General features: G+C 62.1%; 14 protein-coding genes. 11 read left to right on the forward strand and 3 right to left on the reverse strand.

Going from position 1 to position 15,421, the window contains the following annotated elements:
- Positions 1–11 precede the first annotated feature (11 nt).
- From E1B25_RS03965 to E1B25_RS03990, 6 genes are all read left to right on the forward strand, one after another.
- Positions 12–1,520 carry a sugar ABC transporter ATP-binding protein gene (locus tag E1B25_RS03965; RefSeq protein ID WP_132827374.1) on the forward strand — a complete coding sequence of 503 codons (1,509 nt, stop codon included), beginning with the start codon at positions 12–14 and terminating at the stop codon, positions 1,518–1,520.
- Positions 1,517–2,527, forward strand: coding sequence for an ABC transporter permease (locus tag E1B25_RS03970; RefSeq protein ID WP_132827375.1), 1,011 nt, complete (start codon positions 1,517–1,519; stop codon positions 2,525–2,527). The genes E1B25_RS03965 and E1B25_RS03970 overlap by 4 nt, the downstream gene beginning before the upstream one ends.
- Before the next feature lie 81 nt (positions 2,528–2,608).
- The gene (locus tag E1B25_RS03975) at positions 2,609–3,352 is read left to right on the forward strand and encodes an alpha/beta fold hydrolase (protein ID WP_132827376.1); all 744 of its coding nucleotides are present in this window, start codon (positions 2,609–2,611) and stop codon (positions 3,350–3,352) included.
- A gap of 4 nt (positions 3,353–3,356) precedes the next feature.
- Positions 3,357–4,349: an alpha/beta hydrolase gene (locus E1B25_RS03980; protein WP_132827377.1), complete on the forward strand. Its 993-nt coding sequence runs from the start codon at positions 3,357–3,359 to the stop codon at positions 4,347–4,349.
- A gap of 25 nt (positions 4,350–4,374) precedes the next feature.
- Positions 4,375–4,989: a hypothetical protein gene (locus tag E1B25_RS03985; RefSeq protein WP_132827378.1), complete on the forward strand. Its 615-nt coding sequence runs from the start codon at positions 4,375–4,377 to the stop codon at positions 4,987–4,989.
- 99 nt (positions 4,990–5,088) lie between these two features.
- Positions 5,089–5,805, forward strand: a complete 717-nt coding sequence (locus tag E1B25_RS03990) for an alpha/beta fold hydrolase (RefSeq protein WP_132827379.1) — start codon at positions 5,089–5,091, stop codon at positions 5,803–5,805.
- 75 nt (positions 5,806–5,880) lie between these two features.
- Here E1B25_RS03990 and phaZ read toward each other — a convergent pair whose 3' ends face one another.
- On the reverse strand, positions 5,881–7,173 hold the full coding sequence (gene phaZ / locus E1B25_RS03995) for a polyhydroxyalkanoate depolymerase (RefSeq protein ID WP_132827380.1): 1,293 nt from the start codon (positions 7,171–7,173) through the stop codon (positions 5,881–5,883).
- A gap of 112 nt (positions 7,174–7,285) precedes the next feature.
- Here phaZ and E1B25_RS04000 point away from each other — a divergent pair, with 112 nt between their 5' ends.
- The 5 genes from E1B25_RS04000 (at position 7,286) to phaR (ending at position 12,536) form a co-directional block, all read left to right on the forward strand.
- Positions 7,286–9,094, forward strand: a complete 1,809-nt coding sequence (locus E1B25_RS04000; protein ID WP_132827381.1) for a PHA/PHB synthase family protein — start codon at positions 7,286–7,288, stop codon at positions 9,092–9,094.
- Positions 9,095–9,225: 131 nt separating this feature from the next.
- Positions 9,226–9,672 (forward strand): phasin, PhaP, encoded by a 447-nt coding sequence (locus tag E1B25_RS04005; protein ID WP_132827382.1) that lies wholly within the window; start codon positions 9,226–9,228, stop codon positions 9,670–9,672.
- Positions 9,673–9,896: 224 nt separating this feature from the next.
- Positions 9,897–10,358, forward strand: coding sequence for a phasin family protein (locus tag E1B25_RS04010; protein WP_132827383.1), 462 nt, complete (start codon positions 9,897–9,899; stop codon positions 10,356–10,358).
- Positions 10,359–10,689: 331 nt separating this feature from the next.
- Positions 10,690–11,883, forward strand: coding sequence for a hypothetical protein (locus tag E1B25_RS04015; protein WP_206338500.1), 1,194 nt, complete (start codon positions 10,690–10,692; stop codon positions 11,881–11,883).
- 89 nt (positions 11,884–11,972) lie between these two features.
- Entirely contained in the window at positions 11,973–12,536 is a 564-nt protein-coding gene (phaR, locus tag E1B25_RS04020; protein ID WP_132827384.1) for a polyhydroxyalkanoate synthesis repressor PhaR, read from the forward strand.
- Positions 12,537–12,748: 212 nt separating this feature from the next.
- Here phaR and E1B25_RS04025 read toward each other — a convergent pair whose 3' ends face one another.
- On the reverse strand, positions 12,749–13,975 hold the full coding sequence (locus E1B25_RS04025) for a DegT/DnrJ/EryC1/StrS family aminotransferase (protein ID WP_132827385.1): 1,227 nt from the start codon (positions 13,973–13,975) through the stop codon (positions 12,749–12,751).
- Positions 13,976–14,108: 133 nt separating this feature from the next.
- Positions 14,109–15,419, reverse strand: coding sequence for an NAD(P)/FAD-dependent oxidoreductase (locus E1B25_RS04030; RefSeq protein WP_132827386.1), 1,311 nt, complete (start codon positions 15,417–15,419; stop codon positions 14,109–14,111).
- Positions 15,420–15,421 lie beyond the last annotated feature (2 nt).

Here is a 15,421-nt window from a genome sequence, read left to right on the forward strand (position 1 = left end):
CGGAGGCGGAGATGCAAGTACCCAAACTGGTTGAAACCCGGGGGCTGACCAAACGCTATCCCGGCGTTCTGGCCCTGAACAGCGTCGATTTCGATCTGGAGCCGGGCGAGGTCCATGTCTTGTTCGGCGAGAACGGGGCCGGGAAATCGACCCTGATCTCGATGCTGGCGGGGGCCAATGCCCCGACCGAGGGCACAATTACCCTGAATGGCGCGCCGGTGCGGTTCACCTCGGTCGCCGAGGCGCAGGCCAAGGGGATCTATACGGTGTTTCAGGAGTTTTCCCTGATCCCGACCCTGACCGTGGCCGAGAATATCTTTCTAGGATGGGAGCCGATGCGCGGCCCCTTTGTGGATCATCGCGCGATGCGCCGCCGCGCCCGCGAGATGTTCAAGGATCTGGGGTTCGAGATCGACCCGACCGCCATCACCGCGTCGCTGTCGCGCGCGCAACAACAGATGGTCGAGATCACCAAGGCGTTTCACGGCGATCTTTCGGTGTTGATACTGGACGAACCGACCGCATCTCTGACGGATCGCGAGGTTGATCATCTGTTCGGTTTCATCGCGTCGCTCAAGGCGCGCGGCGTCGGGATTGTCTATATTTCGCACCGGATTCAGGAATTTCAACGTATCGCGGACCGGGTCACGGTGTTGCGCGATGGCGCCAAGATCGGGACGGTCGCGATGTGCGACACTGACGAAGGCGCGCTGGTCGAGATGATGACCGGCCGCGCCATTGCCGAGATTTATCCGCAGATCGCCCGCCAGCCGGGCGCGTTGCTGTTGACGGCCAAAGGGCTGAAGACGCCGGGGCTGAGCGCGGCAGATCTGGAAATTCGCGCGGGCGAGGTTCTGGGCGTCGCGGGGCTGGTGGGATCGGGCAAATCACGGCTGTTCCGGGCCCTGATGGGGCTGGTGCCGCGTCAGGGCGGGACGGTCACGCTGCACGGTGTGGACATCACCCATGCCCCGACGCGCGCGATCATCAAGGGCGGGATGTATTACCTGTCGCCTGATCGCAAGGCCGAGGGGCTGGATCTGGCAAAAAGCTCCAACGACAACCTTGCGATCAATCTGGTGATGGGCGGCACGGGGGTGTCGCGGAGCGGGTTCATTAACTGGAAAGCGGTCCAAGCCAAAAGCGAGCAGATCGCGGACCATGTCGAGCTGCACGACGGCTATAGGGCAAAGCGCGTGTCGCAGCTGTCCGGGGGCAACCAGCAGAAGGTACTGTTTGGCAAATGCTTCGGGCAAGAGGCTGAAATCTATGTGTTCGATGAACCCACGGTGGGCGTGGATATGGGCACACGCTCGGCACTGTATCTGTTGATCAAGGAACTGGCCGAGGCGGGCAAGGCGGTGGTGCTGATCTCGTCCGATCTGCCCGAGGTGCTGAACCTGTCGCACCGGATGCTGGTGCTGGCCCATGGCCGGATTTCAGCCGAACTGAGTGGGGACGACATGGTGGAGGATACCGTCCTGAAATATTTCTTCGATGAAAGCGGAGCCAAGGCATGAGCGAGCAAACCAACAAATTCGGCGCGGGCGCCCTTTTCAGCCGCGTCTTCGTCAAGGTGGGCGTTCTGCCGTTCTTCCTGCTGGGGGCGCTGGTGATCTTTACCGCGCTGTCGTCGAAATTCCTGACCGGACAGAACCTTGTCAATGTGGCGCGCCAGTCGGTCTATCTGGTGCTGGTGTCGATGGGGCAGATGCTGGTGCTGATTTCCGGCGGGTTCGACCTGTCGGTGGGCACCGCCATTGCGCTGACCTCGGTGGTGTCGGCCTCGGCCATGGTCTATTTCGCTGGCGTCTTTCCCGATGCGATCTGGCTGGCGATCCTGCTGGGGGCCTTTACCGGCTTTGGCGCGGCGCTTCTGGTCGGCCTCGTCAACGGCATCGGGGTGGCCTATTTCGACGTCTCGCCCTTTATCATGACGCTTGGCGTATCCTCGGTCGGCGCTGGTCTGGCGCTGTTCCTGACCGGCGGGGTGCCTGTTTCGGGGCTGCCGTTCGCCTTTGGCGACACCTTCGGGTTCGGGCGGTTTTGGGGGATACCGGTTCCGGTGATTATCGCGCTGGTCTGTATCGTGGTGATGTGGGTTTTCATGTCCCGCACCCGGTTGGGCACCCAGATCTATGCGGTGGGGGGCAATATCAAGGCGGCGCATCTGTCTGCGATCAATACCAAGCGGACCCTGTTGCTGGCCTATATGGTCTGCGCCTTCATTGCCTCGCTGACCGGGCTGTTGCTGACGGCGCGGGTTGAATCGGGCGAGGCGAATCTGGGCGGGACCATTGCGCTGGAATCCATCGCCGCCTGTGTCATCGCCGGCGTGTCGCTGCGCGGCGGCATCGGGCGGGTGGAAAACGTCGTGCTCGGCGCCTTTTTCATTGTGCTGGTGCAAAATGGCATGAATCTGGCGCAGGTCAGTTCCTATATGCAGATGGTCTTGCTTGGGGTTCTGCTGATCCTTGCCGTGATCTTTGATCAGCTGCGCTATCGCATCATCATGAACGGGCGCTGAGCGGCGCTTGGCCGGGGCGGGCGCAATCTGGCATTGCAGCCCGCCCCGGCTGGCGGCATGATCCCCCGCGAAGGAGATCGCATGCCAGCAACGACATTTCTTGAGACCCCGCAGGGCCGCCGCCTGGCCTATCATCGCAGCGCAGGGCAGGGGCCTTGGGTCGTGTTTCTGGGTGGGCTCAAGTCCGATATGGAGGGCACCAAGGCCCTGTATCTGGAGGCTTGGGCGAAGGCGCGCGGTCGCGCCTTTTTGCGGTTTGATTATTCCGGCCATGGCGAAAGCAGCGGAAGTTTCGAGGCGGGCTGCATCGGCGATTGGCACGAGGATGCGCTTGCCGCCGTCGGCGCGCTGACCGAGGGGCCGGTGGTGCTGGTGGGCTCGTCCATGGGCGGCTGGCAGGCGCTGCTGCTGGGACGCGCAATCCCGGAGCGGATCAAGGGGATGGTCACCGTGGCCGCCGCACCGGATTTCACCGAAGACGGCTATTGGGCCACTTTCACCGAGGCCGAGAAAGCCCAGCTGGAGGCGCAGGGCTTTGTCGAGAAACACTCCGACTATATGGAGCCCTATGTCATCTCGAAACGGATGATCGAGGATGGCCGCACCCGGTTGGTGCTGCGCGATCCGCTGCCGCTGCCGTTTCCGGTGCGCTGTTTGCAGGGCACGGCGGATACCGCCGTTTCGACGCAAACCGCGCTGCGTTTGCTGGATCATGCGGAATGTCCCGACATGCGGCTGACCTTGCTCAAGGACGCCGATCACCGGTTCTCTGACGCGCGCTGTCTGGCGATGATCGAGACGGCGCTGGCGGATATACTGGAGTAGGGACATGCATCTGTCGAAAAGACGGTTGCGCCGGAGGCTGTATGCCCTTGGCGTGGTTCTTGCCCTGCTTTGGGCGTTCGGGCCCTATGAACCGGTGCCACTGCGCGCCGGGTTTGATGCGACGCGGATGAAGGGGGGCGTGGCGGCCTATCTGAACCGGCAAGAGGCGCGGTTCGATGACATAACGCCGGGCGTCGAGAAACGGGTGATCTGGCAGCCCGGTTTCAGGGAGCGGCGCACGCCGGTTTCGATCCTTTACGTGCACGGGTTTTCCGCCACCTCGCAAGAGATCCGCCCGGTGCCCGACCGCGTGGCGCAGGCCTTGGGCGCGAATCTGGTCTTTACGCGGTTGCGCGGGCATGGACGCGATGGCGCGGCGCTGGCACAGGCCAGCGTGGGCGACTGGATGGACGATATGGCCGAGGCGCTGGAAGCCGCCCGCGCGGTGGGTGAGCGGGTGGTGGTGATCGCCACCTCGACCGGGGCAACGCTGACCGCTGCGGCGCTGCTGGATCGCGAGATGTCGCGCGACGTGGCCGCTGCGGTGTTGGTCTCGCCCAATTTCGGCAATCAAAACTGGGCGGCGACGCTGCTGGCCCTGCCGGGGGCGCGCTATTGGTTGCCGCTGCTCGCCGGGCGCGAGCGCAGTTTCGAGCCGCAAAATGACGGGCAGGCGATCTTTTGGACCAGCCGCTATCCCACCGTGGCGCTGATGCCGATGGCGGCGATGGTGCGCAAGGTGGCGCGGCTGGATTACGCCAAGGTTCAGGTGCCGGCGCTGTTTTGGTTGTCGGATGAGGATCAGGTGGTGCGCCCCGATATCAGCCGCGAGATTGCCGCCAACTGGGGCGGCGGCGCGCGGGTGCAGGCGGTCAGTCTGGGGCCGGACGACGATCCGAACGCGCATGTCATTGCCGGGGATATCCTGTCGCCGGGGCAAAGCGATGCGGCGATCTTGGCGATGGTGGACTGGCTGCACGCGCAGGGGCTGCGCTAAGGTGGCGCGGCGGCCTGCAGGAAGCATGCGGGGATTGGAAGAGCTGGGGCGTGTAAGGCTTTCGAAACATTTCTATTTTCGCGACTTCCTGTATTCCGAGATCGGCAATTTTCACCGCATTCCGAACCTGCCCGACGATCCCGATCTGGCGATCGAGACCGGGCGGGCGCTGTGCGAAACCCTGCTGGACCCGCTGGAGGAGACCTTCGGGCGGATCGCTGTCCGCTCTGGCTATCGCTCGGCCGCGCTGAACCGGTTTGGCAATGAAAATCGGCTCAATTGCGCCGCCAATGACAACCCGCTTGAATGCCATATCTGGGACCGCGGGCGCGGCGAGGATCGGGTGGCGGGGGCCAGTATCGTGATCCCCTGGTTCGCGGATCGCTATGTGCAGGGGCGCGACTGGCGCGATCTGGCCTGGTGGCTGTACGATCATCTGGAGTTTTCCGAGATCTGGTTTTTCCCCAAGCTCTGTGCCTTCAACCTGGTCTGGCGGCCGCTGCCGCTGCGGCGCATCGACAGCTATATCGCCCCGCGCGGGACGCTGCTGGCTGCCGGTGCGACCCCGGGCGAAGACGGCGGGCAGCGCCGCGCGCGCTATGGTGATTTCCCGCCCTTTCGCGGCATCGCATTTCCCTGAGACGCGGGGTCAGCGCTTGTCGGGGCGGGCGGAAACCCGCATGCTGCCGACAAGCGGGGCCTTGCCCCCGAGGCCTGTTGATGCAGTAAAGGATACCCCATGACCGAAGCCTTGGTCCTGTTGCCCGGAATGATGTGCGACGCGCGGATTTTCGAACCCCAAATCAATGCGTTGAGCCGCGATCGTGCGGTGATGGTGGCCCCCATAACGCGGGGCGAACGGGTCGAGGAGATCGCCTCGAACATCATTGATCAACTGCCGCCGCGGTTCGCGCTGGCTGGGCTTAGCATGGGTGGGATCGTGGCGATGGAAGTGCTGCGCCGGGTGCCCGAGCGGGTTACCCGGCTGTGCCTGATGGACACCAACCCGCTGGCCGAAACCCCGCCCGAGGCCGCCGCGCGCGAGCCGATGATCGTCGGGGTGCGGGCCGGGCGGCTGGACGATGTGATGCGCGATGCGATGAAACCCGATTATCTAGCGCCGGGACCGGGGCGGATGGCGGTGTTGGACAAGGTCTATGCCATGGCTTCCGATCTTGGCCCGGAGGTCTTTGTGCGCCAGAACCGTGCCTTGCAACGCCGACCTGACCAGCAAAGCACCCTGTGCAAATGCAAGGCGCCGACGCTGATCCTGTGCGGCGCGTATGATCGGCTGACACCGGTGAAGCGGCACAGATTCATGGCCGAACTGATGCCCAGCGCCGAGTTGCGGGTGATCGAAGATGCCGGGCATCTGCCGACGCTGGAGGCCCCCGATGCAGTGCTGGCGGCGTTGCGTGACTGGCTGGCCAGACCGCGACAAGCCGAGAGGGCGTGAGCGAAGTAATTCGAGTGCGGTGATCGGTGCGACCGGGTGTTTTCAACCGGTCGCACAATTGGATCAGACGGGGGATCAGCTGGCGGCAGCGACGTTCCGGTTTGCCGGGCGTGCCGCCTTGCTTTTGCGGGCCGGCTTCGTGCTGTTGGCGTTCATGAACTCGATCACCAGCGGCCGGATATTGTCGCGCCAAGCGCGGCCGGCGAAGATGCCGTAATGGCCAGCGCCGGGTTCCACATGGCTGGCCTTCATGCTGTCAGGCAGCCCGGTGCACAGGTCCAGCGCCGCGATACATTGGCCGGGGGCCGAGATGTCATCATTGGCGCCTTCGACCGTCTTGACCGCGACATTTGTGATCTTGCCGATATCCACGTGATGGCCGTCGACCACGAATTCGTTCTTGGCAACCTCACCGTTCTTGAAGATCCGCTCTACCGTCGAGAGGTAGAATTCGGCCGTCATGTCCATCACGGCGAGGTATTCGTCATAGAACCGGTTGTGGGCATCGTGCTCGCCAGCCTCGCCGCGCATTTCGCGCTGGATCTGGCCGGAAAAGGCATCGGCGTGGCGTTCGGAGTTCATCGAGATGAACGAGGACAGTTGCAGCAGGCCGGGATAAACCATCCGCCCGACGCCGGGGTATTTGAACCCGACCCGCTGGATGGCGGTCTCTTCAAGCTGGCCCATGGTCACGCGACGCCCGAAATCCGTCACCTCTGTCGGGGTGGCGTCGGGGTCGATCGGGCCGCCGATCAGGGTCAGCGAAAGCGGCTGCGCATCGGGATCCTGTTCGGCCAGATAGGCGGTGGCGGCCAGCGTCAGCGGGGCCGGTTGGCAGACTGCGATCACATGGGTGTCTGGCCCAAGATGGCGCATGAATTCAACAAGATAAAGGGTGTAATCCTCGACATCGAATTTGCCTTTGGAGGCCGGGATGTCACGGGCGTTGTGCCAATCGGTCACGTAAAGTTCGCAATCGGGCAGCAGGCTGGCAACGGTCGAGCGCAGCAGGGTCGCATAGTGGCCCGACATCGGGGCGACCAGCAGCACCTTGCGCGGCTGGATATCGCGGCCCGGAACCTTGAAGTAGATCAGGTTGCCGAAGGGTTCTTCAACCACGGTCTGGATATCAACCAGATGGTCGCGGCCATCGGCACAGGTCACGGTGCGGATGCCCCAGTCAGGTTTGACCACCATCCGCTGAAAAGTGCGTTCCGTCACCTTTCCCCAGGATGCCAGCCAGTTGAACATCGGGTTCGGCATCATGCTGACCCCGGGGTAAGAGGCAAAAGACTGAGCCGTGGCCCCTAGCCATTGATTGGCATTGCGGGTGGCTTCCATCAGATCGTATGTCATCATATAGCGCATTCGGGTCTCCTTGGCATTGCTACCAATGCAACTTGGTTTAATCGTCGCTTTGCCTCCCGAACGCTGCGACGGTACTCTGCTTAGCAGAAAGAGATAGGGGGGATTCGGTCGAATGACAACTAGCGACGATGACGGCAGTGCGGTGCAGGGCGAGCATCTTGGCCGGCTGACCGAGAACCTGAAGAAGGTCGAGGCGCTGTCCAAGCGCTTGATCGGGGCGATGTCGGACAAGACTTCGCATCATCCTGGGTTGAACGCTCCGGATCAGGAAATGTTTGCCAAGGCTGCGACCGCCTATTGGACCGGGGCGTTGCAGAACCCAGCCAAACTGCTCGAGCATCAGATTGAATTCTGGGGCAAATCGGTGAAACATTTCGCCGAGGCGCAGCAGGCTTTGGCGCAGGGCGAGCTGGCCGCGCCGGCGGATCCCGGCCCAAGCGACCGGCGCTTCAGCAATCCGCTGTGGGACAGCCATCCCTATTTCAACTTTGTCAAACAGCAGTACCTGATCAACGCGGGGGCCATCGAACAGGCCTTTTCCAGTGTTGAAAGTCTGGACACCAAGGAAAAGCAACGGCTGAAATATTTCGGCCAGCAGATCGTCGACATGATGTCGCCGACGAATTTTCTCGCGACCAATCCGGATGCGCTGGAGCGCGCGTTGGAGACCGAGGGGCAGTCACTGGTGCAGGGGCTGGAGAACCTGATCGACGATCTGGAAGCCAATGACGGCGAGTTGGTGGTGCGGCTGGCCGACGAAAAGGCCTTTGAGGTCGGCGGCAACATCGCCACCAGCCCCGGCGACGTGGTGTTTCGCAACCGGATGATGGAGATCATCCAGTACAGGCCGACCACTGAAACCGTGCGCGAGATCCCGATCGTGTTGTTCCCGCCCTGGATCAACAAGTTCTATATTCTTGATCTCAAGGAACAGAACAGCCTGATCAAATGGATCACCGATCAGGGCTATACGCTGTTTGTGATCAGCTGGGTGAACCCCGACCACAGCTATGACGACGTCGGAATGGAGGGCTATATCGAAGACGGGATGCTGACCGCGATCCGGGAGGTGAAAGCGATCTGCAAGACCGAACAGGTCAACGCGGTGGGCTATTGCATCGCTGGCACCACGCTGGCGTTGACGCTGGCGCTGATGAAAAAGCGCGGCGACAAATCGGTGAAATCAGCGACCTTCTTTACCGCGCTGACCGATTTCTCCGAACAGGGAGAGTTCACGCCGTTCCTGCAGGATGATTTCATCGACGCGATCGAGGCCGAGGTGGCCGAACAGGGGATCTTGCGGTCCTATATCATGACGCGGACCTTCTCGTTTTTGCGCTCCAACGATCTGGTCTATGCCCCGGCGGTGCGCAGCTACATGCTGGGCGAGGCGCCGCCGGCGTTCGATCTGCTGTACTGGAACGGCGACAGCACCAATCTGCCGGGGCGGATGGCGGTGCAGTATCTGCGCGGCCTGTGCCAGCAAAACGCGTTCTGCGAGAAGGACGGCATCGAGATGCTGGGCGAGACGCTGCGCGTGAAGGATGTGAGCGTGCCGCTGATGTCGATCACCTGCGAGACCGACCACATTGCCGCGTGGAAGGATTGCTATCGGGGGGTGCAGCAGATGGGCTCACGCTCCAAGACCTTCCTCGTTTCGGAATCGGGGCACATTGCTGGTATCGTGAACCCACCGAGCAAAAAGAAGTATGGCCATTACACCAACCCCGATCTGAGCGGCGATGCGAACAGCTGGATGGAGGGGGCCACCTTCCACGAGGGGTCGTGGTGGCCGCGTTGGGATGCGTGGCTTTCCAAGCGGTCGGGCAAGATGGTTCCGGCGCGGGGCGTGGGTGATTCGGAGCATCCGAGCCTGGATCCGGCCCCGGGCACCTATGTGGTGGCGCGACCAAAGACCTGAATTTGCGTGAGAATCAACGATTTTTCTGCGTCGCAGCGATTTTTCTTGAAATGCTGCGTCGCAGCATTCATATTAGGTGCAGCTGATAAGAAATACGGGATTGTCCCGTGCAGCGCGTAAGGACTGTGACAATGGCAAGCACTCAAGATTTTACCGCGATGATGAAAGATGCAATGGGCGCGTTTCCCGTGGATACTTCCGCGATGGACGGAGCTTTCAAATCCACCGCGACCCTGAACGAGAAACTCTCGGGCGTGGCACTGGAAGCCGCTAGCAAATCCTCGGAAATCTCGAACACCTGGACTCGCGACACGCTGGCCAAACTGGCCGATCTGTCGAAAGCCAAGGCAGAGCCCGCCGACTATGCCAAGGCGATCACTGATTTCGCCTCTGCCGCAGCCGAAGCCGCCGCAGAAAACATGTCGGCCTATGCCGAGCTGGCCAAAAAAGTGCAGATGGACACCGTCGAGCTGCTGATGGCCACTGGTAAGGACATCTCTGAAGATGCCACCAAAGCCGTCAAGAAGGCCACCGACGAGGTGACCGCCGCAACCAAGAAAGCCACCACCGCCAAGTAAGGTCGGTAAGGCAATTCGAATTTTGTACCGTCTCTCCTCCCAAACGGTGCAATTGCAAAGGGCAGGTCGAAAGACCTGCCCTTTTTGCATGCGCGGCGTGTTTAGGTAAAATGCTGCACTGCAGAAAGTTTACCCTTGAAATGCCGCAGTGCAGCAATCATATTGAATGCAGAAGACAGATGGGTGATCGCCCGCCAAAGCCATAGAGCCAAAGGAGTCAGAAGATGACCAACAAAGATTATACCGAGATGATGAAAGACATGTGGAACGCGCTGCCGGTGGATACCTCTGCCATGGACGGCGTCTATAAATCCTCTGCCGCGCTGAGCGAAAAGCTCTCTGCCGTAGCGCTGGAAGCGGCCGGTAAATCGACCGAGATCTCCACCCATTGGACCCAGGCGACCCTGGCCAAGATCAACGATGTGTCCAAAGCCAAGGACGAACCGGCAGACTATGCCAAAGCGATGTCCGATTTCGCCTCTGCCGCCGCCGAGGTCGCTGCCGAAAACATGGCCGCTTTTGCCGAGATTGCCAAAAAGGTTCAGATGGAGACGGTCGAACTGATGGTTTCCGCGGGCAAGGACATGGGCCAGGATGCTGGCGCAGCAATGCAAAAAGCAGCCGACGACATGACTGCGGCCGCCAAACCGGCCGCCCCCGCCAAGAAGGCGACGCGCGCCAAATAAGCCGTTGCTGCGCCGCCTACAGGCGGCAATCGTGACAGGGCAGGCCCAGCGGGGCCTGCCCTTTTTCGTTCCCGGTGCCGGTCCCCCCCCCTCGGGCGCAACCAGATCGACAGAGGCGCAGAGGGCAGGTCGCAGTTGCCTGATCACGGTTTTGTGAGTATGGTTAAAATTGAGTTAATTATTGATCCTGCCCGTCCCGGTCCCGTCCCGGTGGGCTGCCCGTTTGATGCAAGCGATTTTTCCCTTCGGGAGGAGGGGAGGAGGAGGTTGATCGATGTCAGGGGGTGCGGCGCGATTTTGCGCGGTCCTGAGTTTGGTTCTTGCGCCCGGGGTGGGTCCCGGACCCGTGGGCGCGCAGCAGGCCGATGGGTTGGAAGCCGGCTGGTTTGGCACCAGCCTGTCGTTTTCCGAGACGATGCTCGACCGGCAGGACAATGTCACCAACAAGCTCGCCGTCGCGCTCCGGGCACGACAGGCGGGCGTGCTGTCCCAGAACCGGCTGTACCTTGGCGGGCGGGCCTTTGGTACGATCATCCACGAAGAGACGAATACGGCGGGCAAGTTCCCGATCCTGTCGCGGCTTCCACCCAGTCACGCGTCGGGGCTTTCTGATACTTACAGGGTGGTCAACGAGGTTTCGCTGACCGCCACCCTGACCCTGCCGCTGGTCACGGTCTTTGCGCAGGGCGAATACTCCGAGGTGCCCTATCCGGGTCAGGACGATGTGCAGCTGCGCAAGGCCTGGGTCGCGCTTGGTGATCTGAATCGCGCGCCATTCTACCTCGCGGTTGGCCGCAAGACCGTGAACTTCGGCAACTTCGCCAGCTATGCGCCCTTCACCCACACCCACGGCGCCCATTATTTCTGGGCGCAGGTCGAGGATCCGCTGGTCGAGCTGGGCTATGTCACCGACCGCACCGAAATCGCCTTTTCTCTGATCCCCGAGCACCGTGGCTTTCGCGTGGTCAGCAGCCCGGACAACAACGGCGATTACGACAATTTCGCCCTGAACGTGGTCCACCGGTTCGATCTGGGCAGCGACTTGAGCCTGAGGGTTGGGGCCGGCTATCTGCGCGGAACGATCTATGACAGCGTCATCGCCTACCACCCGCCAAGTACCGGTATAAACCGGCGCTGGAACGGCGCCTATGACCTGAACCTCACGCTGAGCGGTGGCAATTTCGACCTGATGGGAGAATTCACCCAGACCGAGCATATCTGGCCCGCGACTGGCCACAAGGTGACCGCGATGACGCTGCAGGGCCGCTATCGCTCGACCCTTTTCGGTCGCCCCTGCACCTATTCTCTGGCCGCCAGTCGCGGGATCCAGGGCGCCAAGGGCACCCCGTGGGAGAAGATGGATCAGGCCATCCTGGGCGTCGAGGTGGATGTGGCCAGAAACCTCAAGCTGGGGGCGGAATACCTGTTCAACGACGGCTTCGTGCCGCTGATCCTGCCCAAGATCGTTTCTGATGCAGGGGTCACCTCGCACACCGTCATCCTTGGTGCCAAGCTGACATTCTGATCCGCGCAACAGGCCGCGCCGCCGCCCTTTCCTTTTGTTCTGCGCTCGCATAGGGTTTGCTGCATTGCAACGTGTGTGGAGGGCGTGACGTGGCTGAAGACCAAAAACCCTTGTTGATCAAGCGCTATGCCAGTCGGCGGCTCTATAACACCGAGACAAGCGATTACGTCACTTTGGAAGACATCGCGGGCTTTATTCGCGGCGGTCGCGAGGTTCAGATTGTCGATCTGAAATCCGGGGATGACCTGACCCGGCAGTATCTGCTTCAAATCATTGCCGAACATGAAAGCCGGGGCGAAAATGTGCTGCCGGTCAACGTGCTCAACGATCTGGTGCGCAGCTATATGGTGCCGGGCGGGGGCATGATGCCACAATTCCTGCAAGGCTCTTTCCAGATGCTGCGCGAAAGCCAGTCGAAGATGATGGAAAACATGAGCGCGATAAACCCGATCGCCAGCATGCCGGGGTTCGAGGCAATGCAGGCGCAGCAAGAGGCCTTTCTCAAGGCGATGACCAGCGGCTTGGGGGCTGGCAACTGGCCCGGAGCAGAGCCCGAGGCCGGCAGTCAGGACAAGCGCGAGAGCGGTGAAGATCTTGACGCGATCAAGAAGCAACTCGCCGCGCTTCAGGAAACCCTGTCCAAGATGAAATAGGTATGGGGCAGGGGGCCTGTGTTGGCCTCCGCTCTGTTGACCGAACTAGGACACGGTGTGCTGTGATCGAAAGCGCTTGCGCTCACTGAAAAGGCACGGAAAAGGACGCGCGCCACCGTTGTTCCTGCGGCGACGCCCTTTGATGATATACCCTCAGCGACAGGATAAAGGGGGCGAGATGTCGCCCCCAGTGCGGGTCCCTGTACTGGTCGCTATGCGGCAGAGGTTCCGTAGACGCGCTGCGGACCTGCGGCCTCGGCCGCCGCAGCGGTCAGTACATCGGCGATGGCATCCAACTGCGCGCCCTTGAGATAGACCGGCAGGCGCACGTCACAGGCGCGCATCAGCATGGCGCGGGTCTGTGGCAGCTCTGGCAGATCCGGGATGAATTGCCAGTTCCAGAACGCACGGGCGTTGTCGGCGCTGTGACCAAAGACCTGTACCTTGACCCCGTTTGCCCCGGCAATCCGGGCAAAGGCGCGGGTTTGCTCGTCATCCATGCCCACCAGATTGAACTGGATTGAATCCGGCGCGCGCACCTCGGGGCCCAGCGGATCAGGGACCGAAAGGAACGGCGAGGCGTTCAGCAGGGCCGCGACGTGATCGTGGTTGGCGCGCCCGTCGCGCACCCGGCGCATCAGTTCGGGCAGTTGCGGGCGGATCACGGCCGCCGACAGGTTGCTCATCCGCAGGTTATACAGCGGCAACTGGTTCTGCCAGCGGGCAAAGGCTGCTGCCAGCGTGTCGGTATTGTCGCCGCGCGGACCCTTGTGCTTTTTCCAGTTGTGCTCATAGGCGCCCGACATGATCACCGCGCGCGCCACCAGATCGGCGTCATCGGTGATCAGGATGCCGCCCTCGCCGGCATTGATCATCTTGTAGGACTGGAACGAGAAACAGCCGATCCGCCCGAGCGTGCCGATATTGCGCCCGTCCCAGGTGGTGCCCAGCGAATGCGCCGCATCCTCGATCACCGGAATGTCGCGCGCTTCGCACAGGGTCAGGATCGCATCCATGTCCGAGGTATGGCCGCGCATGTGGCTGATGATGACGGCCGAGATGTCCTGATCCAGCTTGGCTTCGAAATCGGCCAGGTTCACCCGGTAATTCTCGCCCACTTCGCATAGCACCGGCAGGCAATCCGCATGCACCACGGCCGAGGGCACAGCGGCAAAGGTAAAGCCGGGGATCAATACCCGCGCATCGCGCGGCAGGTTCAGCGCCTTGAGCGACAGGAACAGCGCCGCCGAACAGGATGAGACCGCCAGCGCATATTTGCTGCCGATCATCTCGGCGAACTCCTGCTCCAACAGCGCGACCGGCGCATCTTGTGGCGCGGTATAGCGGAACAGATCGCCCGATTGCAGCAGCGCATCGATCGCTTCGCGGGCCGCTGGGGGAATGGGCTCGGCGTCATGAACGTTGGGGATCAGGGGCATATTCGCGTTTCCTTAATAGAACCTTCGGAAAATATAAAACAAAGGCTTGGAAAAGCCAAGCGCAGGGGCACGGCAAGGGCGGGAAACCGACCCGTGACAGCTCACAGGTTGCAGAAGGGAAACAGGCTGCGGTTCAGACCCCGAGCCGGTCGCGCAGCGAGAACCAGGTCATCGCCAGCACAAGCAGCGGGTTTCGCAGGGCCGGCCCGCCCGGGAACGGGGTATTGGGCAGCCGCGCCATGGTGTCAAAACCTTGGGTCTCGCCCTGAATGGCGCGCGCCATCAGCTGACCCGCCTGCGTCGCAGTGCCCAGCCCGTGCCCGGAATAGCCCGACGCGGACAGGATATTGGGCGCCACCCGTGCCAGATAGGGCAGGCGTTTCATGGTGATGGCCAGCGTGCCACCCCAAGCATAGTCGATCTTGATGTCGCGCAGATGCGGATAGATCTCGCACATCGGTTTGCGCACCTTGGCGGCGATATCGGCCGGAAAGCGATAGCCATAGCTTTCGCCGCCGCCAAACAGCAGCCGCTTGTCGGCGCTCAGGCGAAAGTAATTGACGACAAAGCGGCTGTCGGCGACCGCGATATCCTTGCTCAGCACTTTCGCGGCGTCCTCGCCCAGGGGTTCGGTCGCGGCGATGAAATTGTTGATCGGCATCACCCGTGCGGCAACCTTGCGATTGAGCCCGCCCAGATAGCCGTTGCAGGCAAGGATCACGTGATCGGCGCTGACCGTGCCGCTGGCACAGGTCAGGCGGGCCGGGCGCCCCTCGTCGATCTGCATCACCTCGGTGCGCTCATGGATGCGCACCCCGGCATCGCGCGCTGCGCGGGCCAGCTCGAGGGAAAAATTCAGCGGGTGCAGATGGCCCGCGCCCCAATCCACCACGCCGCCACGGTAATCAGGCGAGGGGCAAAGTGCGTGGAACGCCTCGGCGTCCAGTGCCTCGATCTGGTCATAGCCATAGCGGTCTTGCAGCAGATGGGCATAGTCGTGCAGGTGGGTGACGTCTCCCTTTGACGACCCGGCCCAGGCCACGCCCGGTTTCAGATCACAGTCGATCCGATGCCGCGCCACCAGCGCCTTGACCAGATCCTTGGCCTCTTGCCCCAGATCCCAAAGCTTTCGCGCCTCGGCTTGCCCGACAAGGGATTCAAGCCCGTCCTGTTCAACCCGCTGGCCGCTGCCCAATTGGCCGCCATTGCGCCCCGAGGCGCCGAAACCGACCCGTTGCGCCTCCAGCAGCACAACGTCGAACCCGGCTTCGGCCAGATGCAGCGCCGCCGACAGCCCGGTAAACCCGGCCCCGACGACACAGACATCGGCGCGCGTGTCGCCGTCCAGTGCCGGAAACGGCGGCAGCTCATGCGCGGTGGCGGCGTACCAGCTTTGTGGATAGGCCCCCGATTTGTCATTGGAATAGAGCAGGTTCAGGCCCATCG

Source organism: Antarcticimicrobium sediminis (genome assembly GCF_004348975.1).
GTDB classification, from domain to species: domain Bacteria; phylum Pseudomonadota; class Alphaproteobacteria; order Rhodobacterales; family Rhodobacteraceae; genus Antarcticimicrobium; species Antarcticimicrobium sediminis.